Below are 24877 nucleotides of genomic sequence, written 5' to 3' on the forward strand. Positions count from 1 at the left end.
GGGGGGAGACGCGGCGCCGGCACGGGCACCATGCCGGGGGCGGCTCCAGGGATCCTCGGGGGAGGGCCCCTGGTCGACCTTCGTCTCCGCAGAGGGGGAACGGGCCGCCGGTCTGGGGAGAGCGGCGGCCCTCCGTCCTCCCCAGCCTCGGCTCAGCGGCTCCGGTCAGAGCTCAGCGCTGCAGACGGGCCATCCAGGCCTCGACCTCATCGGCCGTGCGGGGGATGTCCGCGGAGAGGTTGACCGGGCCGTCCTCGGTCATCAGGATGTCGTCCTCGATGCGGACGCCGATGCCGCGCAGCTCGGCGGGTACCGTGAGGTCGTCGATCTGGAAGTACAGTCCCGGTTCGATCGTGAAGACCATGCCCGGCGTGAGGATGCCGTCGTAGTACATCTCGCGGCGCGCCTGAGCGCAGTCGTGCACGTCGATGCCGAGGTGATGCGACGTGCCGTGCACCATGTAGCGCCGGTGCTGGCCGCCCGCGTCCGCGTCGAGGGCCTCCTCGGCGGTGACGGGGAGCAGGCCCCATTCCGCGGTGCGGGCGGCGATCACGGACATGGCCGCCGCGTGGACGTCGCGGAAGCGGACGCCGACCTTGGCCGCGGCGAGGGCGGCGTCGGCCGCCTCGCGCACCGTCTCGTAGACGCGGCGCTGCACCTCTGTGAACGTCCCGGACACCGGCAGGGTACGGGTGATGTCGGCGGTGTACAGGCTGTCGGCCTCCACGCCGGCGTCGACGAGGATGAGGTCTCCGGGGATGACGGTGCCGTCGTTGCGCGTCCAGTGCAGGTAGCAGGCGTGCGGCCCGGACGCGGCGATCGTGTCGTATCCCTCGCCGTTGCCGTCCTCGCGGGCGCGCCGGTGGAAGACTCCCTCGACGACGCGCTCGCCCCGGGCGTGCGCGACGGCGGCCGGGAGCTCGCGGATGATGTCGTCGAAGCCCCGTGCGGTGATCTCCACGGCCCGCCGCATCTCGGCGATCTCGAAGTCGTCCTTGATGAGTCGCAGCTCCGAGACGAAACGGGTGAGGGACTCATCCTCCTCGAGGACGAGCTCGCCGTCGACCGGGGCGAACTCGTGCAGGTGGGCCGTGGCCACCTGCAGGTCGGCGGCGACGCCGGCCAGCGACGGACGCGGACCGATCCAGAACTCGCCCACGGTGGCGTCGGCATAGAACTCCGTCGTCGTGCGGTCGGCGCGCTCGCGGAAGTACAGCGTGACGTCGTGCCCGTCGTGCGTCGGCTCGAAGACGAGCACCGAGTCGGGCTCCGCGTCGGACCCCCAGCCGGTGAGGTGCGCGAAGGCGGAGTGCGCGCGGAAGACGTAGTCGGTGTCGTTGCTGCGCTGCTTGAGCGAGCCGGCGGGGATCACGAGCCGCTTGCCGGGGAATGCGGCCGAGACGGCGGCCCGGCGGCGCTCGGCGTACGCGGCCTGGGCGCGCGGCGCGGGCAGGGTATCCGGACGCTCGGCCCACCCGGTGGAGATGGTGTCGAGGAACCCCTGCGGGAACGGCTGCTTGCGGTTGGTCGAGCTGTTCTCGACGGGGGCTTCGACGGTCTCGTCAGCGATCGTGTCGTTTTCTCCGGTGCTCATCCGTCCAGTCTCTCACCTGGACGCGCCAGGCGCGGATCAGCCGGTCGGCTCGAGCTGCACGATGAGGGCGCGATGATCGCTCCCGCCGGCATCCTCGAGGACGGCGGAACCCGTGGGTCGCCAGTTGGGGGAGGCCATCACGTGGTCGATGGGGGCGCCGGCGAGGGCAGGGAACGAGCTCGGCCAGGTTCCGGACATCCCGTTCCCGGTCCGGGAGGCGGCGTCGCGGCAGTACCCCATGTCGCCGCCGTCGATGCCGAGGGAGGCCATGTGATCCACGGTGGCGTTGAAGTCGCCGGCGAGGATGAAGTCACCCGCGGGGCACTGGTCGGCGATCCACTGCAGATCACTCTGCCACTGCTGCATCTCCTCCATGCGCGGCGCGACCGCGTGCACGGCGACGATCGTCGGACCGTCGCCGTCGATCGGCATCAGCACGGCGCTGGGCACGGATCCGGTGTTGTTGCTCCCGTCCTTCGACGACTCGATGACGGAGTACTCGCCGAGCTCGGGGGCCACGAGGACCGTCGTCTGCCACGATTGCGGGCCGTCCTCCACGTCCGGGCGGAACTGCACGTGATGCACCCACATCGGATGCCCCTGCTCGCGGAGCATGAGCGCGATCCGCTCGCCGACCTCCTCGGTGGTCTCGGGCAGCGCCACCACGTCGGCCTCCTGCTCCAGGATCTCCTGGGCGATCTGCTCGGCGGAGACGGCCTCACCCGCGGTGTTCCAGGTGAGCACCCGCAGGCTCGTGTCGGTCCGCTCGGGAATGGCGGCCACGCCGAACCCCCGCGTCGCTCCGATCACCCCGGTCGCGGCGGCGCCGAGCAGGGCGACGATCAGGACGGACGCCGCGAAGCCGCGCAGCGGCCGGGCGAGCAGGAGCAGCAGCGCCAGCACCGCGATGATCAGGAACCCGCCGAGCACGAGGCCGCGGGCGGCCACGAGCTGCGCGAACGGGTACGTCTGCTCGAGGTTGAAGAACTGCGGCCACACCACGACCGCCGCCGCGATCGCGAAGAGCACGGTGAGCAGGATCCCCAGGAGTCGAAACATCCCCTTCAGCCTAGAAGCGTCGCCTGTGAAGTCCCTGCCTCGCGGCCGGCCCGACGCCGCGATCGGGGTTCGGGAATCCGCGCCACGCGCGTCGGCGCTCGGTACGCTCGGAGGATGCCCGTTCCGCCCGCCGGTCCCGCCGATCTGCACCTGCACTCCAATCACTCCGATGGCACCGAGGCGCCGGGCGAGGTCATGAGACAGGCGCATCGACACGGCGTGCGGACCGCCGCGCTCACGGACCACGACCGCACCACCGGCTGGACGGAGGCCGGGGACGCCGCCGTCGCCCTCGGTATGACCTTCCTTCCCGGGATGGAGCTCTCCGCCAAGCACGAGTGGCGCAGCGTGCACGTGCTCGGCTATCTCTTCGATCCGGACGACGCGGCGCTGCGGGCCGAGACCGACCGGATCCGGAACGACCGCATCGGAAGAGCGGAGCGCATCGTCCGAAACATCGGCCGCGACTATGACCTGCATTGGGACGACGTCCTGGCCCAGACCACGCTCGACGCGACCGTCGGCCGCCCGCACATCGCCGACGCGCTGGTGGCGCGCGGCATCGTGCGTGATCGGGGCGAGGCCTTCGACGGCATCCTCCACCCGCGGGAGGGCTACTACGAGCCGCACTACGCTCCGGACCCGCTGACGGCCGTGCGACTGATCACTCAGGCGGGAGGTGTGGCGATCATCGCCCATCCGGTCACGGCCGGCCGGGACCGGATGATGCCGGTGCCGTACATCGAGCGTCTGATCGACGCGGGGTTGGCCGGGTTCGAGGTGGATCACCGGGAGAACACGACCGCCGGCAAGAAGCTGCTGCGCGAGCTGGCAGCCCGGCACGACCTCATCGTCACCGGGTCCAGCGATTACCACGGCACCGGAAAACCGAACGTTCCGGGAGAGAACACCACGGCGGAGGACATGGTCGCCCGGATCATCGATCGCGCCTCCGGCTCCGGTCCGCGGCGTCCCTGACCCCGGCGTTCTGTCGGCGGTCTCCCGGCGTTCTGTCGAGACGGACGGATACGGTCCGAGGCATGCAACGTCCCACCTCCCTGGAGCGCCGCGTCGACGCGACCGCTCGCCGACTCCTCCGCGCGGTGCCGACCACGGGCTTCCGCGCCGGGCTCGCCGAGTTCGTCGTGTTCGTGCTGAAACAGGCATGGGCGTGCGTGTTCGGAGCGGCCCTGCTGGTGGTGATCGTCGCGGCCCGCCTCTGGTATCCCGACGACGCGGCACTGGCCCGCAACGATGCGCTGACGATCGCGGCCGTCCTGATCCAGGTGGCGATGCTCGTGTTCCGCCTCGAGAGCGGACGTGAACTCTGGGTGATCGTGCTCTTCCACATCACCGGCACCGCGATGGAGCTGTTCAAGACCGACGTCGGCTCCTGGGCGTACGCGGCGGACGGCATCCTCCGTATCGGCGGTGTCCCGCTGTTCAGCGGTTTCATGTACGCGGCCGTCGGCTCCTACATGGTGCGCGTGTATCGGCTGTTCGACCTCGGGTTCACCCGCTACCCCCGCCGGTGGTTGACGGCTGTGCTGGCCGCCGCGATCTACGTCAACTTCTTCACCCACCACTGGTGGTGGGATGCGCGCTGGGTGCTCTTGGCAGGGGTCATCGTGCTGTGGCTGCCCACGATCATGCATGCCCGCGTATGGCGCCGCACCATCCGGCTGCCGCTCCTGGCCGTCTTCGCCGGAGTGGCGGTGTTCATCTATCTGGCCGAGAACATCGGCACCTGGGCGGGTGCCTGGGCGTATCCCGACCAGGCGGATGTGTGGCAGCCCGTGTCCCTGAGCAAACTCAGTTCGTGGTTCCTGCTGATGATCATCTCGGTCGTACTCGTCGCCTGGGTCTACCCGCCGCAGGTCCCGGCTGCACTCCTGGAGAACGAAGGGCGCCGCACGGAAGACCGTGCGGCGCCCCTCGGACGATGATGATGCGGATCAGGCGCCCGTGACGGGTGCCGCTCCGGTGCCGGAGCCGCCGCGACGACGGCGGCGACGACGCGCCGGAGCGGGCTTGCCATCGTGGTGCTCCTTGCCGGCGCCGTCGTGCGTGCCGGCGCCCTCGGCGCCGCGGTCGGCGGCCTGCGCGGTCGAGCCCTCGGCGGACCCTCCCTCGCTCGCCCCTTCGGCGAAGGTCGAGCCGACGGGCGTGGAACCCGTGCGGCGGCGGCGACGGCGGCGCGTGCCGCCCTCCCCGGTCCCTTCAGCGGCGGCGTCGGCAGCGCGCTCCGGGCGACGGGAGCGCTCGGTCTTGACCGCCTCCTTCTTCGGCGCGCTCACGAGCCGGCCCTTCGTCCCCTCGGGGATGTCGAGGTCGGTGTAGAGGTGCGGGCTCGAGGAGTAGGTCTCGATGGGCTCGGGCTGGCCGAACTCGAGGGCACGGTTGATGAGGGCCCACTTGTGCAGGTCCTCCCAGTCGACGAAGGTGACGGCGATGCCGGTCTTCCCCGCGCGGCCGGTGCGTCCCGCGCGGTGCAGGTACGTCTTCTCCTCGTCGGGGATCGTGTGGTTGATGACGTGCGTGACGTCATCAACGTCGATGCCGCGCGCGGCGACATCGGTCGCCACGAGAACGTCCTTCTTGCCGGCCTTGAACGCGGCCATGGAGCGCTCGCGCTGATCCTGGCCCATGTCGCCGTGCACGCCGCCCACGTTGAAGCCGCGGTCGGTGAGCTCGTCGACGAGGCGCTGCGCCGCACGTTTCGTCCGCGTGAAGATCACGGTCTTGCCGCGCCCCTCGGCCTGCAGGATGCGGGCGATGACCTCGTCCTTGTCGAGCGAGTGTGCGCGGTAGACGAGGTGCTTGATGTTCGCCTGCGTCAGACCCTCGTCCGGGTCGTTGGCGCGGATGTGGATGGGGTTGGTCATGAACCGCCGCGCGAGCGCGACGATCGGACCGGGCATGGTCGCGGAGAAGAGCTGGGTGTGCCGCACCGCCGGCACCTTCTGGAAGATCTTCTCGATGTCGGCCAGGAAGCCGAGGTCGAGCATCTTGTCGGCCTCGTCGAGCACGACCTCGGTCGCGTTGGAGAGATCGAGCAGGCGCTGGCCGGCGAGGTCGATGAGACGACCCGGCGTGCCGACGACGATCTGCGCGCCGGCCTTGAGCTGGTCGATCTGCCCCTCATAGGCCTTGCCGCCGTAGATGGCGACGACGCTCGTGGAGCGGTTGCTCGTGAGGAGGTCGATGTCCTCGTAGACCTGCACCGCGAGCTCACGGGTGGGGACGACGATGAGGGCCTTGACGCCCGGCTCCGGGTCCTTCCCGAGTCGCTGCACGACCGGGATGCCGAAGCCGAAGGTCTTGCCCGTACCGGTCTTGGCCTGCCCGATGATGTCCTGGCCGGGGAGGCCGAGGGGGATGGTCTGCTCCTGGATCGGGAAGGCATCGACGATGCCCTTCGCTGCCAGTGCGTCGACGATGTCCTGGTCGATGCCGAGTTCGGCGAAACTTGTCACTGTGTTCAGATGCCTGTCCGGCGACCTCGCGATCGCCTCGTAAACGGAGCCACGCCGTCTCGTGTGCCACAGGCGCGGGGCCCCGCTCCGACGGCGGGGACACGCCCAGCCTACCGGAGGGGCGGCTCCGGACAGGGAGGACGCCGTCGCCCGAGTATTGTGAACGACGTGGCCGACTCGGGAGGAACACCTCGTGGTTAAGTGGTTCTGGCAGCGCGATGCCGCGCCGCGACGCACCTTGGCGCTGCGCAGCCGGGGCGAGCAGAGCGATGCGACGCGCGTCGACTTCGCGGAGCTGGCGCCTGAGCTCGACCGGTTCCTCGGCCAGGCGGCCTACCTCCAGCTCGGCTACTTCGAGACGCTGACGCGGCTCATCCGCGCGACTCCCGAGCTGGCCGAGAAGGAGTCGCTGTCGCGGGCCGCCGGTGCCGCGCTCACCAAGCACCGGGGCATCGTCGACATCATCGCGGCACGTGGCCAGGACCCGACGCAGCTCATGCTCCCGTTCCGCGAGCACCTGGACGCGTTCCGGCGCAAGACCATCGGGGCGCGCCCGCGCGAGACCCTGCTCGCGGTCTACATCACGGCAGGCATGCTCGACGACTTCTACCTCGCGCTCGCCTCGAGCTACGGCGAGACGGGACGGCGGGTCGCCGAGATCCTGCGCGAGGACGACGCGCGCCACGAGATCGTCGCGATCATCCAGGAGACGATCGAGAGCGACGAGGAGTGGCGCTCGCTGCTGTCCATGTGGGCACGACGCCTCGTGGGGGACACGATCCTCGTCTGCCGTGCGGCGCTGCGGCCGGAGCTCCTCGCCGTGGAGGAGGCCCGCATCGAGCCGGTGTACACCGAGCTCATGGGAGCGCACGCCCGCCGCATGGATGCGATGGGCCTCGCGTCCTAGGTCAGATCCCGAGCGCGGCTCGCCTCTGCGCGTCGCCGCGTCGACGCCCTGCGGTGAGGGCCGCGGTCGCCAGGGCCGCGACCACCGCCGCGCCGAGGATGCTCGCGAGCCACAGCCAGGGGCTGTCCTCGCCCACGCCGGCCCATTGCAGGCTCGTGTAGACGATCGCCGAGACGGCCGTCGCGATCGCCGGGGCGAGGGCGACGCCGCGCAGCTCGCGACCGCCGATCAGGAAGTGCGCGGCGATCCCGAGCACGCAGGCGCCGACGAGGGCGAGGAGGATGTACATGCGCGGGTCAGGCGACGAAGCCCACGCGACGCGACTCCTCGGTGCCCAGCTCGATGTAGGCGAGGTTCGCGGTCGGCACGATGTAGGAGTTGCCCTTCACATCGGCGAAGCTCAGGTGCGAGGCGCTCTGCTCGAGTGCCGCGGAGACCTGGGTGCGGACCTCGTCCGCCGTGGCAGCGGTGTCGAAGCTCAGCTCGCGGCCGGTGTTGATGATGCCGATGCGGATTTCCACGGATGCTCCTTGCAGGTCGTCGGACTCGCCAACTCTATCGCGCAGCCGGCGGCGGAGACCGGCGACGGCGGCCGTTTCGCCCTGAGCGCACAACCCGCGACGAGCGTCGCCTTCGACGTCGATGTCCGCGCCTCCCGATAGCGTGGAGGGATGTTGTCGGATGCCGCCCAGCGAGCCGTGATCACGGCGCCGCCGACCGCGTCCGGCGTCGTGATCGGCGCCCCCGGCACGGGTAAGACGCGCACGCTCGTCGACCGGGTCGTGCAGCTCCTCGAGGTCGAGGGACTGCGGCCGGAGGAGGTGCTGGCGCTCACCCCGAGCCGGCAGGCGGCCACCGCGCTGCGCGACCGCATCGGCGTGCGCATCGGCCAGGCGACGCCAGGGCCACTGGCCCGCTCGCTCGGGTCGTTCGCGTTCCAGCTGGTCCGCGGGGCGATGGTCCGCGAAGGGGCCGAGCCGCCGGCGCTGCTCACCGGCGCCGACCAGGATCGCATCATCGCCGAGCTGCTGGCGGGCGACGTCGAAGACGGCCGGATCTCCTGGCCCCCGGCGCTCAGCGAGCCGGTCCGCGCCTCGAAGGGCTTCCGCTCCGAGCTGCGCGCCTTCCTCGCGGAGTGCACGGAGCTGGGGGCGAGCCCGGCGGAACTGCGTGCCACCGGCGATGCGGTCTGGACAGCGGCCGCCGACTTCGTGGAGGAGTACCGCACCGTGCTCGACGCCTTGCGGTCCGCCCACCGCGACGCCGCCGACCTCCTCGGTGAGGCGGCGGGGATCCTCCGTACGGCGGACGCCGCGACGCTCGGAGCGCTGGCACCACTGCGCGTGGTGCTCATCGACGACGCCCAGGAGCTGACGCGCGGCGGGATCGGCGTGGTGCGCGCGCTCCTCGACCGCGGCATCGCCGTGCAGGCCTTCGGCGACCCCGACATCTCCTCCGGTGCCTTTCGCGGGGCCAGTCCCGAGCTGTTCGCGCAGCTCACCGGCGCGCTCGGCGCCGTGCACGTGCTCGACGGCGCGCACCGCCAGCGCCCCCTGCTGACCGCGCTGACGCGCACGGTGACGCAGGCGATCGGGGTGTCCGGACGGGTCGAGCACCGGCGGGCGCCGGCACCGGCGGCGGAGGACGACGAGGCGGAGGTGTCGACGTTCCTCGCCCCGTCCCCCTACGAGGAGTTCGACCGGATCGCCGGGGTCATGCGCGACTGGCATCTCCGGGCCGGAATCCCCTGGGAGCGGATGGCGGTCATCGCCCATGACACCCGTCAGGTGACAGCCCTCGAGACCGAGCTCGCCGCGCGCGAGATCCCGACGAGGGCCGCGGGGGTGCAGCGCCCGCTCGGCAGCGAGGGGATCGTGCGCGACATCGTCGGCATCGTGCGGCTCGCGTTGACCCCGGACGAAGAGCGCACGGTGCAGGCCTGGGAGGAGGCGCTGCGCACACCCTTCGGCGGCATGGACGCGATCGCGCTCCGTCGGCTGCGCGCGCGGCTCCGTCACCTCGAACTCGGCCAGGGCGGGTCGACTCCGGCGCGCGAGCTCCTGCGCGCGGCGATGTCGGCACCGGCCACCCTCACCCTCATCGATGCACCGGAGTCACGGACTGCCGAGCGCTTCGCCGAGACCGTAGCGGGCGTCGTCCGTGCCGCGGCGGAGGGAGAGACGATCCATGACCTCCTGTGGCGCATCTGGGAGCAGGCCAGGGCCGTCGACGGGCGGCGGCTGCACGTCGCGTGGCGGGAGATCTCGCTGCTGCCCACCGGCGCCGAGACGGCACGGTCGCTCGACGCCCTCGTGGCCCTCTTCGACGCGGCCAAGCGCTTCGTCGAGCGCACCCCGAACGAGCGCCCCGAGGTCTTCGTGCGCGACATCCTCGACAGCGAGGTGCCGGAAGACACGCTGTCGTCGCCCGAGCGGCCGGGCACGGTCACGCTGCTCACGCCGGCCACCGCGCTCGGGACGGAGTTCGACGCCGTGGTCGTCGCCGGGGTCCAGGACGGCGTCTGGCCCAACGTGCGACTGCGCGGCGGGCTCCTGCAGACCTGGCGGCTGGCGGACGCGCTGACCGCGGCTCGCTCCGGCCTGCCGGCCGAGGTGCCGGACGTCCTCGACCGGCGTCGCGCCGCGCTCCACGACGAGCTGCGGCTGTTCGTACGGGCGATCTCGCGCGCCCGCCACCGGCTGCTCATCACCGCCGTCGACGACGACGATCTGACGCCCAGCGCCTTCTTCGGCTTCCTTCCCGCGCCGCAGCCGTCCGAGCGCCATCCCTCCGCAGAGCACCCCCTCACTTTGCGCGGGCTGGTCGCGCGGTACCGCCGGGTGCTCACCACGGCTCACTCCGAACCGGCGCAGCGCGAGGCCGCCGCCCAGCTCGCCGTCCTGGCGAGGGAGGGGGTGCCGGGAGCGCATCCGCACGACTGGTACGGGGTCACGGCGCCGTCGACGGCCGCGCCGCTGCGCGATCTCGCCGCGAACGGAGCACGGGTGTCGCCCTCGGCCGTGGAGTCGTACGAGGAGTGCGGGCTCAACTGGGTCGTCTCGGCCCTCGGAGGCGATACGGTCATGCCGCCGACGGCCGGTATCGGCACGATCGTCCACGAGGCGATGGAGCGCGTACCGGACGGCGACCTCGAGCGCATGCGCGAGATCGTCGAGGAGCACTGGCCGGAGCTCGACTTCGAGACGGCGTGGATCGGTCGCAAGGAGCGTCGTCGCGCCGACCTGTTCATCGACCGGTTGCACAGCTACCTCGGCGAGGTGAGGCGAGACGGCGGTCGCATCCTCGGCAGCGAGGTGGAGTTCCGGTTCGCCGTCGACGTGTCCGGCGAGACCGCCGAGCCGACCGTGCACCCGGTGGGAGAGGACCGCGGTCACCGTGCCATCGTGCACGGCTACATCGACCGGGTCGAGGCGTACCCGCCCGGGGCGGGTGAGCACGGCCCGGCCCGAGGACGCGGCTGGCGGTCGATGTCCGGCGGGCCGGAGGGGACCACGGTGGTCGTCGACCTCAAGACCGGGAAGACCGATCCGGAGTCGGACGGCGGCGTGGTCGATCATGCCCAGCTCGCGGCCTATCAGATCGCGGTGCAGGAGGGCCTCGTGCCGGGGGCCGCGCCGGGCTCGCTCGGGGGCGCACGTCTCGTCATCGTCTCGAAGACGCTGGCCAAGAGCGACTACCGCGTCGCGCACCAGCACGCGCTGGACGCCGAGGCGCGGTCGCAGTTCCTGAACCGGGTCGCCGAGGTCGCCCGCGGCATGTCGGCGGCGAGCTTCACGGCCCAGGTCGAGGCGCACTGCGCGGACACGCAGCGCCGGGTGCATCCCTGCCGGATCCACACCGTGCCGGCGGTGAGCGCATGACCGCAGGAACCCCGGGCGCCGTGCTCTCGGCGACCGACATCGCCGCCGCGCTCGGACTCCCGACCCCGACGCCCGCCCAGCAGCAGGTGATCGAGGCTCCTCTCGAGCCCGCCCTCGTCGTCGCCGGAGCCGGCAGCGGCAAGACGGAGACCATGTCGGCCCGGGTGGTCTGGCTCGTCGCGAACGGGCTCGTCCGCCGGGACGAAGTCCTCGGACTCACGTTCACCCGCAAGGCGGCGGGGGAGCTGGCGGAGCGCATCGGCGCCCGCCTCGCGGTCGTCGACGAATACGGTCGGCGGGGTCTGCTCCCGCATCTCCCGGAGATCGTCGCCGGAGAGGCGCTGCGCCGCGTGGCGGAGGCCGCGCCGGGGCGGCAGCGTGAACTCGTGCGCGCCCACGTCCTCGATGACCTCGCGCGGCACTACGGCACGGGCGGGCAGTCCGGTGCGGTCCGCACGGCCGAGGACCTCCTCATCCGTCCTCGCGTATCGACCTACAACGCCTTCGCGGACGGCATCGTCCGCGAGCACGCCGCGCGCATCGGCCGGGACCCCGATGTGGCGATGCTCAGCCAGGCGGCGTCCTGGATGCTGGCGCGCGAGGTCGTGCTCCGCAGCGACCTGCCGGAGCTGGAGGAGGTCGACTACGCCCTGGGAACGGTCATCGACGCCGTGCAGCGGCTCGCCGGCGAGGCCCTCGATCACCGGGTCGACCTCGCGGAGGCGGAGCGCCTCGCCGCGGCGCAGGCCGCGGCGTTCGAGCCCTACCGCTCCCACGCCGACGTCGAGAAGGCGGCGGTCAACCTCCGGAGTCTGTCGACCCTGACCCGTCTCGTCCGGGACTACATCGCCGAGAAGGACCGGCGCGGAGTGCTCGACTTCGCCGACCAGGTGTCCGGCGCGTACGACATCGTCGAATCGGCCCCGGACGTCCGCGCCGAGCTCCGCGAACAGCACCGCGTCGTGCTGCTGGACGAGTACCAGGACACCTCCGTGATCCAGACCCGCTTCCTCGCGGAGCTGTTCCGCGACACGGCCGTGATGGCCGTCGGCGATCCGCATCAGTCGATCTACGGCTGGCGCGGGGCCAGCGCCGACAACCTCTACGCGTTCCCCCGGTCCTTCTCGAGCACGGGCGACGTGCGCACCTACAGCCTCATGACGAGCTGGCGCAACGACCGGGGCATCCTCGACGTCGCCAACCGGGTGCTCGAGCCGCTCCAGCGTCCGGGACTCGACGTCCCGCCGCTGGAGCCGCGGCCGGGTGCGGGGGAGGGCACGGTCGCCGTGCGCTACCCGTTCACCGTCGACGACGAGGCCGCCGAGGTCGCGGCCTGGTTCGCCGAGCGCCGCGCCGCCCATGACGAGACCTCGACTTCCCCGCACACCGGCGCGATCCTGTTCCGGTCCAAGCGCCACATGCAGACCTTCGCAGGCGCGCTCGCTGCGCGGGGGATTCCGCACCGCATCCTCGGGCTGGGCGGACTCCTCGCCACGCCCGAGGTCGTGGACGTGGTCTCGACGCTGCGGGTGGTGCACGATCCGACGGCCGGCTCGGCGCTGATCCGGCTCCTCACCGGCCCCCGCTTCGGGGTCGGGGTGGCGGACATGGCCGCGCTCTACGAGCTGGGACGGGCGATCGCGGAGCGCGACACCGCCCTCATGCCCCTACCCGAGGAGGTGCGGGCGCGGCTGCGCTCGTCCCGTGGCGCCGACGAGGCCGTCTCCATCGTGGACGCGGTCGACATCGTGCGCGCGGTGCGCGACGACTATCGCCTGCTGGAGGGCATCACCCCGGAGGGGCGCGCCCGGATCCGGTCCGCGGGGGAGATGCTGGAACGCCTTCGTCGCGCATCGTCCCAGCCCATCCCGGAGCTCATCCGACTCATCGAGCTGGAGCTGCGGTTGGACATCGAGCTCGCCGCCAACGAGACCCGAGGACCTGCGCGGGTCGCAGCCACACAGTTGCGGGCGTTCGCCGACGAGGTGCGGGCGTTCCTCGCCGCCGACGAACGCGGCACCATCGGCAGCCTGCTGGCCTGGCTCGACAAGGCGGAGAGCACCGACGAGCTCATGCCCCGTCCGGAGCCGCCGGAGGCCGGCGTCGTGCAGCTGCTCACGATCCACGGATCGAAGGGCCTGGAGTGGGATGCCGTCGCCGTCGTGCGCCTCGTCGTCGACGAGCTGCCGGGGCGGGTGTCCGACACCTCCGGGTGGTTCGGGTTCGGCGTGGTGCCCTTCGCGCTGCGCGGAGACCGCGACGCGCTTCCGCGCTTCGTCTGGGATCCGGAGGAGGCGATGGAGGGCGAGACCGACCCCGGCAAGCGGCAGAAGCTCGCCCAGGCGTCGCTGTCGGGCGGCGCGACGAAGGCGAACCCGCACGGCGGCGCGCTCAAGCGGTTCAAGGACGCCTACCGGGAGTACCAGCGGCAGGAGGAGCGCCGTCTCGCCTACGTGGCGATCACCCGAGCGAAGAGCGACCTGCTGCTCAGCGGGGCGCACTGGGCGGGTCAGAAGGCACCACGCACCCCGAGTCCGTACCTGCTGGAGGCCATCGACGTCCTCGGGCTCGACGAGATCCCGCCGGTCGATCCGGACGAGAACCCGTACGACGGCCCCGGGGCCACGCTGCACTGGCCGCTCGATCCGCTCGGAGGACGGCGCGGGGTGGTCGGTGCCGCGGCCGCAGTCGTCGAAGAGGCCCTCCAGGACGACGCCGTCGTGCCGACGGAGGAACTGCGTCGGCTGCTGGACGAGCGCGCGGCCCGCCAACGCGGGACGGACGCGCAAGCCCCGACCCGGGTTCCCGCGTCGCGGTTCAAGGACTACGTCACCGACTACACCGGCACCCTCTCCTCGCTCGTGCGTCCGATGCCGGAGCGTCCGTACCGTCAGACCCGTCTGGGGACCCTGTTCCACGCGTGGGTCGAGCAGCGCTCCGAACTCGTCGGTGTGGGAACCCGGGTCGACGAGGCGCTCTGGGAGATCGACGAGGACGAGCCCGAGGGCGACAGCACCCCGGGCGCTTCCGCATCCGGGGCTGCGGCGGACGCCGCCGACCTCGCTGCGCTGCAGGAGACATTCGAGCGGAGCGAGTGGGGACCGTTGCAGCCGCTCGCCGTGGAGATCGAGATCGACTTCGCGCTGGGAGCCGGCCTTCCGGGGCTGCACTCAGGCGCGGACGCGCACATCGTCATCTGCAAGCTCGACGCGGTGTACCGACGCGCCGACCGCGGCGGACGGATCGAGATCGTGGACTGGAAGACCGGGCGGGCGCCACGGACGCCACAGGAGCGCGAGGAGCGGATGCTGCAGCTCGCCCTCTATCGGCTCGCGTACCATCGGCGCTTCGGCGTCCCGCTGGAGGAGATCGACGTGGCGCTGTACTACGTGGCCGATGACCTCGTCATCCGCGGGGATCGCGTCTACTCCGAGGAGGAGCTCTTCCAGCGCTGGAGCGCCGCCCGCGCCGCGCGCTGAGCCTCTTCGGAGTCGTCGTCGTCCGCGGCCGGGGACGAGGCGAAGGCGGAGGCGGAGGACTCGCTTCGTCCGCCCCCTCGCGTCTCGGCGAACGCGTGTGCGACGCCGGAGAGGTCCTCGGTCTCGATGCTCGCCACCGCGGCGCGGTGCTCCGCGTCGGGTTGCGACGGTGCACCCGCAGGCACATCCAGGTCGGCCGACACGTCGGCCGGCGCGTCGCGGTCCGCGTCGTCCGTCTCCGCCGCCCAGAGCTCTTCGGGGTTGTAGGCGTCGGTCTGCATCGAGGTGTCCACCTCTGGAGCGGCCGCCACCGGCACGCGGTCGAGGGCGTCCATCGCGGAGTCGACGTCCGAGCGACGATCGCCGGGCACGCCGAGGTCGTCATGGCGCAGGCCGTCGGCCAGAGCCTCGAGCAGAGCCGCGGCATCCTCCACGATGTCCTCGCGCCGCAAGGCGTCGCCGTGGACGAGCCAGCGCGCGAACTCCAGTTCGGCGAGCAGGCGCGCGCGAACCTCGAGCCCGGCGTCGGGAGTGCGGTCCATGGTGCGGGCGTAGGCGCCGTGCACGTCGGCCGCCGCGTCGGGAGCCGCGGACAGCCAGGAGAGATCGAGTGCCGGATCGCCGACCGCGAGACCGTGCCAGCCGATCACGCCGGTGACCTCGGGGCCGCGCTCGGGGTGGTCGTCGAAGAGGAAGGACGTCGCCTGCGCGCCGCCGAGGACGACCGTCGACTCGAAGCGCCAGAGGTCGTCGTCGGCGACGGCATCCCGCCACCTCACCGTGAGGCGGGCGGGGACGCGTCCGGTGGCGGCCGCGGTGTCGACGAGCCGCTCCAGTTCGGCGCGGCTCTCCTCGGCGCTGCGCATCACGAGTCCGGCGCCGCGGACGACCGACGTCGGCAGCCCGTGCACGGCGGCGATCGCGGCTCCCATGGATTCCGCCGCGCCGCGTCCGGCTGGCACCATCGACGCCTCGATCTGGAAGCCGGGGAGCAGCTCGGTCACGAGCGCGCGCCCTTCGCCCACCCTGGTCTCGCCGATGTAGCCGGGGGCGCGGAACGGCAGCATGGCACGCGCGCCGTCGGTGAGGGCGCGCAGCGCCAGGGCCTCTGCCGCCAGCTCCCGCGCCGCGTCGTCGTCGTCCGCCACGCGGATCGCGAGTTCCCGGCCGTCGGCGAGGGAGGCGACGGCGGAGTCGAAGCGCCCGTCGCCGCCCGCGGTGAGCGCCCGGGTGCCCGTGACCTCCGCGCCGGGAAGTGCGGCCGTCACCGCCGCGGCTAGAGTGAATGGAGAGCGTCCCATGCCCCCAGGGTAGGTCGGCTCAGGGGCGGTCCCGCCTCCGCCACGCCCGTGAAAGGGGGAGTCGATGAGCATTCCGCGCCCGTTCTTCGACCGCGCCGCCGAACTCCGCGAGGAGGAGGGCGTGCTCGAGCGTCTGCGCGACGACGCGGGCTCGCGCGTCGTCGTCGTCCGGGAGGGACGTGTGCGTGTGGCGGCCTCCGCGCTGCTGCGCGTCTCCGCGGACGAGGTCGCGGACGGGACATGGGCGCTGCTCGGCCGGGATGCCGACGGCACGGCGCTCCTGCTCGCCGCGCTGCCGCCGGAGACCGATGCCCTCGACACCGCGCCCGACGAGATCTGGCTCGGGCTCCGCGACCTCGGCGGGCGCCTGGACGCGGCGGAGTCCGAGGTCCTGGTCGCTGCCGTCGCCCTGGCCGGCTGGCTCCGCGACGCCCCGTTCTGCCCCACCTGCGGCGGAGGGACGGAGCTGCGCAACGCGGGCTGGTCTCGGCGGTGCCTGGTGTGCGGGCGCGAGCACTTCCCGCGGACCGATCCTGCCGTGATCGTCGCCGTCGAGAGCGCGGACGGCGAGCGGCTGCTGCTCGGCGCCAACGCCAACTGGGGCGGACGCATGTACTCCTGCTTCGCGGGTTTCACCGAGGCGGGGGAGTCCCTCGAAGCCACCGTGCACCGGGAGATCGAGGAGGAGTCCGGCGTGCGGCTGTCGGCCCTCCGCTATGTCTCCTCGCAGCCGTGGCCGTTCCCGCGGTCGCTCATGGTCGGCTTCCGTGCCGTCGTGGAGGACGAATCGGCGGCCAGGGCCGACGGTGAGGAGATCATCGACGTGCGCTGGTTCACACGGGCGGAGATCGGTTCCGCGCTCGCCGGGGACGGCCCCGTCGGGCTGCCGGGGCCCGCGTCGATCGCGCGCGCTCTCATCGTCGACTGGTTCGAGGATCGCCCGTGAGCGCACTCGATGCCCTCGACGAGCGGCAGCGAGCGGCCGCATCGGTGCTGCGAGGACCGGTGGCGGTGCTCGCGGGGGCCGGTACGGGCAAGACCAGGGTCATCACCCACCGCATCGCGCACGGGGTGGACACCGGTGCCTATTCTCCGTCGCGCGTGATGGCGGTGACCTTCACCGCGAAGGCCGCCGGCGAGCTCCGCGGCCGCCTCCGTGCCCTGGGGATCGAGGGTGTCGCCGCTCGCACCTTCCATGCCGCCGCTCTCGCGCAGCTCAACTTCTTCTGGCCCACGTTGGCGGGGGCTCCCGCGCCGTCGATCATCGACAACAAGGTGCGCATGCTCGGCCAGGCCGCCGACGCCATCCGCCTGCGTCCTCGAACGGCGACCCTGCGTGACATCGCGTCGGAGATCGAGTGGCGGAAGGTGTCGATGATCTCGATCGACCGGTATGCCGAGCTCGGACGCCCGGTCAGCGGGGTCGACCCCACGCAGCTCGTGGAGTTGATGCGCGGCTACGAGGCGCTCAAGGACGAGCGTCACCAACTGGACTTCGAGGACGTGCTGCTCGCGTGCGCGGGGATGCTGGAGACCGAGCCGCGCGTCGCAGCCGCCGTCCACGAGCAGTACCGGCACTTCACCGTCGACGAGTTCCAAGACGTGTCGCCGCTGCAGAACCGGCTTCTGGAGCTGTGGCTGGGGGATCGTCACGACATCTGTGTCGTCGGTGATGCCAGCCAGACGATCTACTCCTTCGCCGGAGCCGACCAGCGGTTCCTGCTCGAGTTCGAACGGCGGCATCCGGACGCGACCGTCGTACGACTGGAGACCAACTATCGGTCGCAGGCTCCCATCCTGACGGCGGCCAACGCGCTGATGCGCGGTCGCCCCGGGGCGCTGGAGCTGATCCCTGCCCGGGAGCAGTTCACCGCCGAGCCGCCGACGATCACGGTCTACGACTCGGAGGCCGAGGAGGCCGCAGGCATCGCGGCCGGCGTCGCCGCCCGCATCGCCGACGGCGCCTCGCCGGCCGAGATCGCCGTGCTGTACCGGGCCCACGCGCAGTCCGCGGTGCTGCAGCAGGCGCTCGCCGCCGAGGGGATCGCCACCTCGGTGCTCGGCGGCACGCGGTTCTTCGCCATGCCGGAGGTGCGTCAGGCGATCCTCGCGCTCCGAGCTGCCGCCGTCGCGCCGACCGAGCACGGATTCCTGCCCGGGGTACGGCGCGTGCTTCGGGAGCTGGGGCTGACCGAGGAGCCGCCGACGGCCGGGGGAGCGCAGCGCGACGGCTGGGAAGCGCGTCGCGCCATCCTGCGCCTTGCCGAGGAAGCGAGTCCGGAGACGACGCTCCGGTCGTTCAGCGACGAGCTCATGGCCCGTGCCAAGGATCAGCACGAGCCGACCATGCGGACGGTGACCCTCTCGACCCTGCATGCGGCGAAGGGCCTCGAGTGGCCGCACGTCTATCTCGCCGGGTGGGCGGAGGGGTCTCTCCCCATCTCGTACGCGACGACGTTCGAGGCCGTCGATGAGGAGCGACGCCTCGCGTATGTCGGGATCACGCGGGCTGCGCGCACGCTGGAGCTCTCGTGGGCGCGGTCGGCAGGGCGCGGCGAACGGGCGCCGTCCCGGTTCCTGGCGGAGATGGGGACGACGGGTCGCGGCACAGGCATTCTGCGCGAAACCGCACCGAACGCCACACGATCGCGCCGTCCGCGCTGATCCTGGCGATGCGCGCCGGATCGGCCGCGGCCAGGAGGTGCGCCGCGACGGCGCCGGCCGACGCCACCCTGGCGAGCGTGATGCGCCCGGGGTCGCGGCCCACGAGCTGAGCATGGATCAGCGGCCACGCAGGGTCGCGCGCCGTGTCCTCGGCATCCCGGCAGCTCAGACACGGGGTGAGCCCGGGGGAGACGAGCGGTCCCACCGTGATGCGCGCCGGCTCGATGGCGATCGGCAGATGCGAACGGTCGGTCCGGAGGAACGGCGCGAACTGCACGGCCGCGGCCGCGCCGGGGACGAGGAGGACGGCGACCGTGGTCGAGGCCGGTGCCTCGTCCGATGCGAGCGGGACCCCCTCGTCGGCCAGCGTCTCGCACAGCCGCCCCTCGGCGCGGGTGTCGGTGAGCCCGAGCGCGGAGACCCGGGCGGCGCGCGGGCGGACGGGCTCGTCCTGCAAGGCCGGTTCGAGGACGGCCAACAGTCGGCGGGCGTCCTCCCGCGGTGCGCCCGCGCGATGGGCGACGACGTCGAAGGCGCTGCGCCGGAATCCTCGACGCATGCGGCTGAGGAGCCGTTCGACCCACGGCGCGGACGCGGTGATGCGGATGGCGGGGTCGTCGCCCACCTGGAGGGTCGTTCCGTCTCGCCAGAGCAGCGGCAGCGCGGGGTCGAGACGGGTCAGGGTCGTCGGGGTGAGCGGCACCTCTCGATTCTGCGGATCACCGAGGGAGCGCAGGTCGATTCGAGGGATCGGTGGAGAAGTCGGCGTCCCGCCCGAGGTCGGGGAGAAGGAGTGATCGTGCTCCCCGGCTCGGCTGAGACGGACTCAGACCGGACGCCCGCCTTCCGGATCGTCGCCGGCGTCGCCGTCGGGCGCCGCGTCGTCGCCTTCGGCGGGCGTCTGTTCTGAGAAGTCGTCGCCGTCCAGCAGGCGGGCAAGGGCCTCGTCGAACTCGTCGGCCTCCGGCTGCTCGCCGCGCTCAGCGGCCTGCAGGCGGGCGATCAGCGCTGTCGGGTCGTCGATGTCCTCTGCGGTGGGCATGAGGTCCGGGTAGTCCCACAGGGAGTCCCGGGCCGCGACACCGACCGCGTCGGTGACCGCACGCCACATGGCCGAGGCTTCACGGATGCGCCGTGGTCGGATCTTGAGCCCGACCAGCGCGCCCAGGGCATCCTCGGCGGGACCGCCGACCGCGCGCCGACGCCGCGCCGCCTCGGCGATCCTGCCCCCGTCCGGCAGCCGGGAGGTGGCGTCCGCGGTGACGACGTCGACCCACCCGTCGATCGTCGCGATCAGGTTCTCCAGCCGGGCGAGGGCTTCGCGCTGCGCCTCGGTCTGCGTGGGCAGCAGGGCACCGCCCTCGATCGCCGCGCGCAGCTCCTCGGGGTTCGAGGGGTCGAGGCGGCTCGCCACATCCTCCAGAGCGTCGACGTCGACCGTGACGCCCCGAGCGAAGTCGGTGATCTGCGCCATCACATGCAGGTGCAGCCACTTGGCGTGCCGGTACAGGCGGGCGTAGGCGAGCTCGCGCGTCGCCACGTAGAGGGCGATCTGATCCTCGGGGATCTCGAGCCCCTCCCCGAAAGCGGTGAGGTTCTGCGGGATCACGGCGGCCGTGCCCGCCGGCAGCACGGGGATGCCGACATCGCCGCCGGACACGACCTCGAGGGAGAGGTTGCCGAGCACCTGCCCGAACTGGGCGGCGAACACCGAGCCGCCGAGGCCTCGCATCAGGCGTCCCGCACCCTGCACCACGCCGCGCATCTCCTCCGGCACCTGGGTGTCGAGGGCAGCCGTCAGCGCGTCGGCGATGCTGGTGGACACGGGGTCCGCGATCTCTTTCCACACCGGGAGCGTCTTCTCGACCCATTCGCCGCGGGTCATCGCCACCGGCGGGTCCGCGAGCTCGGAGATGGTGGTCGCCTCGCCCAGCCAGAGGCCGGCGAGAGCGAACGAGTCGGCGAGGGAGGACCGCGAGCCGTCTCCGATGCCCTGGCCCTCGCGGTTCGCGATGTGCAGGGCCTGCCGCAGGGAGTTCTCCCACGGGTCGCCGCCGAAGGTGCCCTGAAGCTGCGCCATGATCGTCTGCATCATCGCCGGGTCGAAGGTGAAGCCGTCCATTCCCTGGAACGCGTCGCGCAGCGCCTCGGGGTCGATGTCTCCGCCGCCCTGGTTCGAGAGCATCCGTCGCAGGAACTCCTGGAAGTCCTCCGGGTTCGGTTCGTTGTCTGCCATGTCGCTCGCCCTCTCAGCACGTCTGAAGCCGTGGCATCTACGCTAGTCACAGGTTTCAGTGCGCGACCCCGAAGCGGGCAGATCGCTGTACGCCGCTCGCGAACGACGGAGGATTGCTGTGGAACGACCGCGCGCAGGGAAGCTCGGACTCGGTGTCTGGGCACTGGTGGTCGCGCTCGCCGCGCTCGCCGTCCTCACCTTCCTGCCGTCGCCGTATGTGATCCAGCGTCCCGGCCCCGTATACGACACCCTCGGCACGGCGAAGAACGCCGACGGTGAGCAGGTCCCGCTCATCAGCGTCGAGGGGACCGAGACGTACGAGACGGGCGGCACGCTCGACCTGACGACCGTCCAGGTGGTCGGCAACCGGGAACGGACGCCGAGCTGGTTCGAGCTCGCTCTCGCGTGGATGGACGCGTCGCGGGCCGTTGTGCCGCTGGACGCGGTCTTCCCCGAGGGCGTCACCACCGAGCAGCGGGACGAGCGCAACGCGATGCTCATGGTCGACTCGCAGCACGAGGCGACGGCCGCCGCGCTGAACGAGCTCGGCTACGACACCGGAGCCGAGGTCGTGGTGGTCGATGCCGTCGAAGGGTCGCCGGCCGACGGCCTGCTGCAGGCGGATGACGTGATCACCGCGATCGACGGCACGCCCGTCACCTCGGCGACTGCACTCCGCGAAGCCATCCAGGAGGCGGGCGGCGATCCGGTGGCACTCACGGTGCGCCGTGACGGCGACGAGCAGACGGTCGAGATCACGCCGGAGGAGCAGACCCAGGAAGGCACGACGTCGTGGCTCATCGGCATCACCCTGCGCACCGACTACGACTTCGAGGTCGACGTCACGATCCAGCTCGACAACGTCGGCGGCCCCAGCGCGGGGATGATGTTCGCCCTCGGGATCATCGACACCCTGACGCCGGGCGAGCTGAACGGCGGCAAGGAGGTCGCGGGCACCGGGACGATCGATGCCGAGGGGACCGTCGGCCCGATCGGCGGCATCCGCCAGAAGCTCTACGGCGCTCGCGACGCCGGTGCGGACTACTTCCTCGCGCCGGAGGCCAACTGCGATGAGGTCGTGGGGCACGTGCCGGACGGCCTGCAGGTCATCCGCACTGCGACCCTCGAGGAATCGCTCGCGGCGCTGGAGGTCATCGCCGAGGACGGCGACGTCGACGCCCTGCCGACCTGCGACGTCCCGGCCACCTGAGCCGGCGCGGGTCGTGACCCCGCCGTGACCGGTGTGACAGCCCGCCCACAGCGAGCGGTGCCTAGGATGGAGGGGTGACCTCGACCCCAGCCCAGCCCCCGGCCACGCCTCGAACCTCCCGACGCATCCTCGGAATCTCCCTGGTGATCATCGCCGCGCTCATCGCGGCGTTCTTCGTCTTCGCGTCGCTCTACACCGAATTCCTCTGGTTCGACCAGGTCGGGTTCACCGGCGTGCTCACCACGCAGTGGATCGCGACGGCGGTGATGTTCGTCATCGGCTTCCTCGGCATGGCGGTTCCGCTGTTCGTCGTCATCCAGCTCGCCTACCGGCTGCGTCCGGTCTACGTCCGGCTGAGCTCGCAGCTCGACCGCTACCAGGAGGTCATCGAGCCGCTGCGCCGCCTCGCGATGTGGGGCATGCCCATCTTCTTCGGCCTCTTCGCGGGGTTCGCGGCGGCCGGCAACTGGAAGACCGTGTGGCTCTGGGCCAACGGCGTCGCGACCGGTGAGGTCGACCCGCAGTTCAAGGTCGACACCGGGTTCTACATGTTCGCGATGCCGTTCTACTCGATCCTCCTCGCGTTCGTCTCGGCGGTCCTGCTGCTGAGCCTTCTCGTCACCGCGCTCGTGTCCTACCTCTACGGCTCCGTGCGCATCGGCCAGGGCGAGCTGCGCATCTCGAAGCCGGCCCGCATCCAGCTCGCGGTCATCGCGGGCCTGTACCTGCTCGTGCAGGCGGCGAGCCTGTGGCTGGACCGCTACAAGACCCTCGTCGAGCCGGACGACCGGATCACCGGTGCCGCCTACACGGGCGCCAACGCGACCATCCCCGGCCTCGGCATCCTCGCGATCATCGCCGCCGTCGTGGCCATCCTCTTCTTCGTCACGGCCGTCATCGGCCGCTGGCGCTTCCCGCTCGCGGCGACCGCGCTGCTGATCGTGGCCTCGCTCGTCATCGGCATCGGCTACCCCTGGGTGGTCACCACCTTCCAGGTGAAGCCGAACCAGAACGCCTATCAGGCCGAGTACTACCAGCGGAACATCGACGGCACGAAGGAGGCCTACGGCGTCGCCGACCTGGAGACCACGGCTTTCGAGGCCGAGACCGACGCCGAGGCGGGGCAGCTCCGCGCCGACGCCGAGACCACCGCATCGATCCGCATCATGGACCCGAAGGTCATCCCGCCGACGGTCCGCCAGCTCGAGCAGTATCGCGGCTACTACCAGTTCCAGACCAACATGGACGTCGACCGCTACGAGATCGACGGGGTGAAGCAGGACACGGTCGTCTCCGTCCGCGACCTCGACATGTCGGGTCTCGGCGACGGCGACAACTGGAACAACCGGGTCGCGGTCTACACGCACGGCTACGGCCTCGTCGCCGCGGCGGGCAACCAGCGCACGACCGACGGCGAGCCCGTCTTCCTCGAGCGCGGCATCCCCACCTCGGGCTTCCTGTCCGAGCAGGGTGACTTCGAGCCGCGGGTCTACTTCGGCGAGAACTCCCCGGAGTACTCCATCGTCGGCGCCCCGGAGGGGGCCGACCCGGTCGAGATCGACTACCCGCGGGGCAAGGACGGCTCGAGCGAGACGAAGACGACGTTCTCCGGGAACGGCGGGCCGAAGATCGGCGACAGCTTCACCAAGCTGCTCTACGCGCTCAAGTTCCAGTCGGAGCAGATCCTGTTCTCGAACCTCGTCAACGAGGACTCGCAGATCCTCTACGACCGCGACCCGACGACGCGCGTGCAGAAGGTCGCGCCGTACCTCGAGCTCGACAGCGACCCGTACCCGAGCGTCGTGGACGGCCGCATCGTCTGGATCGTGGACGGCTACACGACGAGCTCGACCTACCCGTACTCGACGAGCGTGAGCCTGTCCGACGCGATCGCCGACTCGAACGTCCCGACGCCGTCGCTCGCGATCGACGACATCAACTACATCCGCAACTCGGTCAAGGCCACGGTCGACGCCTACGACGGCTCGGTCACGCTGTACGCCTGGGACGAGGAGGACCCGGTCCTGAAGACCTGGCAGAAGGTCTACCCGTCCACCCTCAAGCCGATCAGCGAGATGTCCGGCGAGCTCATGAGCCACGTCCGGTACCCGACCGATCTGTTCAAGGTGCAGCGCGACATCCTCGGCATCTACCACGTCGACAAGGCCGGCTCGTTCGCCCAGCAGGACAACCGCTGGCAGACGCCGAACGACCCGCGCAGCGACGCGATGCTGCAGCCGCCGTACTACCTGACCATGCAGATGCCGGGTCAGGACGAACCGCGGTTCTCGATGTTCTCCACGTTCATCCCCGCTTCCCAGGGCGCGGGCGGCAGTCGTGACGTGCTGATGGGCTACCTCGCCGTCGACTCGGATGCCGGCGCCGAGAAGGGCGTGAAGGCCGAGGGGTACGGGCAGCTGCGCATGCTCGAGATCGACACCGACACCACGGTTCCCGGCCCCGGTCAGGTGCAGAACACCTACAACTCCGACACGGCCGTGGTCCCGCAGCTCAACCTGCTCCAGCAGGGGGAGTCCGAGGTCATCTACGGCAACCTGCTGACCCTGCCCGTCGGTGGCGGTCTGCTCTACGTCCAGCCGGTGTACGTGCAGTCGTCCGAGGGGACGCAGCTGCCGCGTCTGCAGAAGGTGCTCGTCGCCTTCGGTGACCGGGTGGCCTTCGAGAACACGCTCACGGAGGCGCTGGACACGCTGTTCGGCGGCGACTCCGGCGCGACCGGTGGTGACGACGAGGTCGAACCCACCGATCCGGGCACGACCGATCCCGACACCGGGGAGACGCCGACCACGCCGACGCCGACGGATGAGCAGGCCGACGCTCTGGCGAAGGCGCAGCAGGCGCTGCTCGACCGCCAGGCGGCTCTCGCCGAGGGCGACCTGGAGAAGTTCGGCGAGGCGGACAAGCGCCTCACCGCGGCCGTCGAGAAGCTCCTGGAGCTGGAGGCCGCCGCGGGAGAGTGATCCTCCCCACGCACACGAAAGGGCACCCCCACGGGGTGCCCTTTCGCATTCCCGGCACCCGTGCGCCGGAAGCCGGTCCGCCGCATCAG

At 71.5% G+C, this 24877-nt stretch carries 16 protein-coding genes; 9 read left to right on the top strand and 7 right to left on the bottom strand.

All coding sequences use genetic code 11. The features are described from left to right. Positions 1–172: 172 nt before the first annotated feature. Together KZC57_RS15265 and KZC57_RS15270 are read right to left on the bottom strand one after the other, a co-directional pair. Positions 173–1594 carry an aminopeptidase P family protein gene (locus KZC57_RS15265; RefSeq protein WP_144880858.1) on the bottom strand — a complete coding sequence of 474 codons (1422 nt, stop codon included), beginning with the start codon at positions 1592–1594 and terminating at the stop codon, positions 173–175. Positions 1595–1630: 36 nt separating this feature from the next. Continuing rightward, complete coding sequence (locus tag KZC57_RS15270) at positions 1631–2653, bottom strand: endonuclease/exonuclease/phosphatase family protein (protein WP_105949524.1); 1023 nt, start codon at positions 2651–2653, stop codon at positions 1631–1633. A 114-nt stretch (positions 2654–2767) separates the two neighbouring features. On the opposite strand from KZC57_RS15270, the gene KZC57_RS15275 reads away from it, so the two are divergent. Together KZC57_RS15275 and KZC57_RS15280 are read left to right on the top strand one after the other, a co-directional pair. Further along, positions 2768–3631: a PHP domain-containing protein gene (locus KZC57_RS15275; protein WP_247642124.1), complete on the top strand. Its 864-nt coding sequence runs from the start codon at positions 2768–2770 to the stop codon at positions 3629–3631. Positions 3632–3693: 62 nt separating this feature from the next. Further along, positions 3694–4599: a DUF817 domain-containing protein gene (locus KZC57_RS15280; RefSeq protein WP_060923608.1), complete on the top strand. Its 906-nt coding sequence runs from the start codon at positions 3694–3696 to the stop codon at positions 4597–4599. 9 nt (positions 4600–4608) lie between these two features. On the opposite strand, the gene KZC57_RS15285 is transcribed toward KZC57_RS15280, so the two are convergent. Then, a complete protein-coding gene (locus tag KZC57_RS15285; protein ID WP_083371047.1) occupies positions 4609–6129 on the bottom strand; it encodes a DEAD/DEAH box helicase in 1521 nt (506 codons plus the stop codon). Between the two features lie 193 nt (positions 6130–6322). Here KZC57_RS15285 and KZC57_RS15290 point away from each other — a divergent pair, with 193 nt between their 5' ends. Then, positions 6323–7036, top strand: coding sequence for a ferritin-like fold-containing protein (locus KZC57_RS15290; protein ID WP_060923156.1), 714 nt, complete (start codon positions 6323–6325; stop codon positions 7034–7036). 1 nt (position 7037) lies between these two features. Here the strand turns inward: KZC57_RS15290 and KZC57_RS15295 are convergent, their stop codons facing one another. Both KZC57_RS15295 and KZC57_RS15300 read right to left on the bottom strand, forming a co-directional pair. Beyond that, a complete protein-coding gene (locus KZC57_RS15295; RefSeq protein WP_060923155.1) occupies positions 7038–7325 on the bottom strand; it encodes a hypothetical protein in 288 nt (95 codons plus the stop codon). A gap of 7 nt (positions 7326–7332) precedes the next feature. Further along, complete coding sequence (locus KZC57_RS15300; protein ID WP_025102974.1) at positions 7333–7557, bottom strand: DUF3107 domain-containing protein; 225 nt, start codon at positions 7555–7557, stop codon at positions 7333–7335. Positions 7558–7707: 150 nt separating this feature from the next. Between KZC57_RS15300 and KZC57_RS15305 the strand changes: the two genes are divergently transcribed. Further along, positions 7708–10917 carry an ATP-dependent DNA helicase gene (locus KZC57_RS15305; RefSeq protein ID WP_247642125.1) on the top strand — a complete coding sequence of 1070 codons (3210 nt, stop codon included), beginning with the start codon at positions 7708–7710 and terminating at the stop codon, positions 10915–10917. After that, a complete protein-coding gene (locus KZC57_RS15310) occupies positions 10914–14396 on the top strand; it encodes an ATP-dependent DNA helicase (RefSeq protein WP_247642126.1) in 3483 nt (1160 codons plus the stop codon). The genes KZC57_RS15305 and KZC57_RS15310 overlap by 4 nt, the downstream gene beginning before the upstream one ends. Here the strand turns inward: KZC57_RS15310 and KZC57_RS15315 are convergent. Next, positions 14342–15697, bottom strand: coding sequence for a hypothetical protein (locus tag KZC57_RS15315; protein ID WP_247642127.1), 1356 nt, complete (start codon positions 15695–15697; stop codon positions 14342–14344). The genes KZC57_RS15310 and KZC57_RS15315 overlap by 55 nt on opposite strands. 64 nt (positions 15698–15761) lie before the next feature. Between KZC57_RS15315 and nudC the strand changes: the two genes are divergently transcribed. Both nudC and KZC57_RS15325 read left to right on the top strand, forming a co-directional pair. After that, complete coding sequence (gene nudC / locus KZC57_RS15320; RefSeq protein ID WP_105949529.1) at positions 15762–16643, top strand: NAD(+) diphosphatase; 882 nt, start codon at positions 15762–15764, stop codon at positions 16641–16643. After that, positions 16640–18361 carry an ATP-dependent helicase gene (locus KZC57_RS15325; RefSeq protein WP_247642128.1) on the top strand — a complete coding sequence of 574 codons (1722 nt, stop codon included), beginning with the start codon at positions 16640–16642 and terminating at the stop codon, positions 18359–18361. The genes nudC and KZC57_RS15325 overlap by 4 nt, the downstream gene beginning before the upstream one ends. 826 nt (positions 18362–19187) lie before the next feature. Here the strand turns inward: KZC57_RS15325 and KZC57_RS15330 are convergent. After that, positions 19188–20597 carry a zinc-dependent metalloprotease gene (locus KZC57_RS15330; protein ID WP_247642129.1) on the bottom strand — a complete coding sequence of 470 codons (1410 nt, stop codon included), beginning with the start codon at positions 20595–20597 and terminating at the stop codon, positions 19188–19190. 118 nt (positions 20598–20715) lie between these two features. On the opposite strand from KZC57_RS15330, the gene KZC57_RS15335 reads away from it, so the two are divergent. Together KZC57_RS15335 and KZC57_RS15340 are read left to right on the top strand one after the other, a co-directional pair. Next, positions 20716–21807 carry a PDZ domain-containing protein gene (locus KZC57_RS15335; RefSeq protein WP_247642130.1) on the top strand — a complete coding sequence of 364 codons (1092 nt, stop codon included), beginning with the start codon at positions 20716–20718 and terminating at the stop codon, positions 21805–21807. A gap of 74 nt (positions 21808–21881) precedes the next feature. Continuing rightward, complete coding sequence (locus KZC57_RS15340) at positions 21882–24788, top strand: UPF0182 family protein (protein ID WP_060922959.1); 2907 nt, start codon at positions 21882–21884, stop codon at positions 24786–24788. Positions 24789–24877: the final 89 nt, after the last annotated feature.

This window comes from Microbacterium sp. KSW4-4 (genome assembly GCF_023091185.1).
Taxonomy (GTDB): Bacteria; Actinomycetota; Actinomycetes; order Actinomycetales; family Microbacteriaceae; genus Microbacterium; species Microbacterium paraoxydans.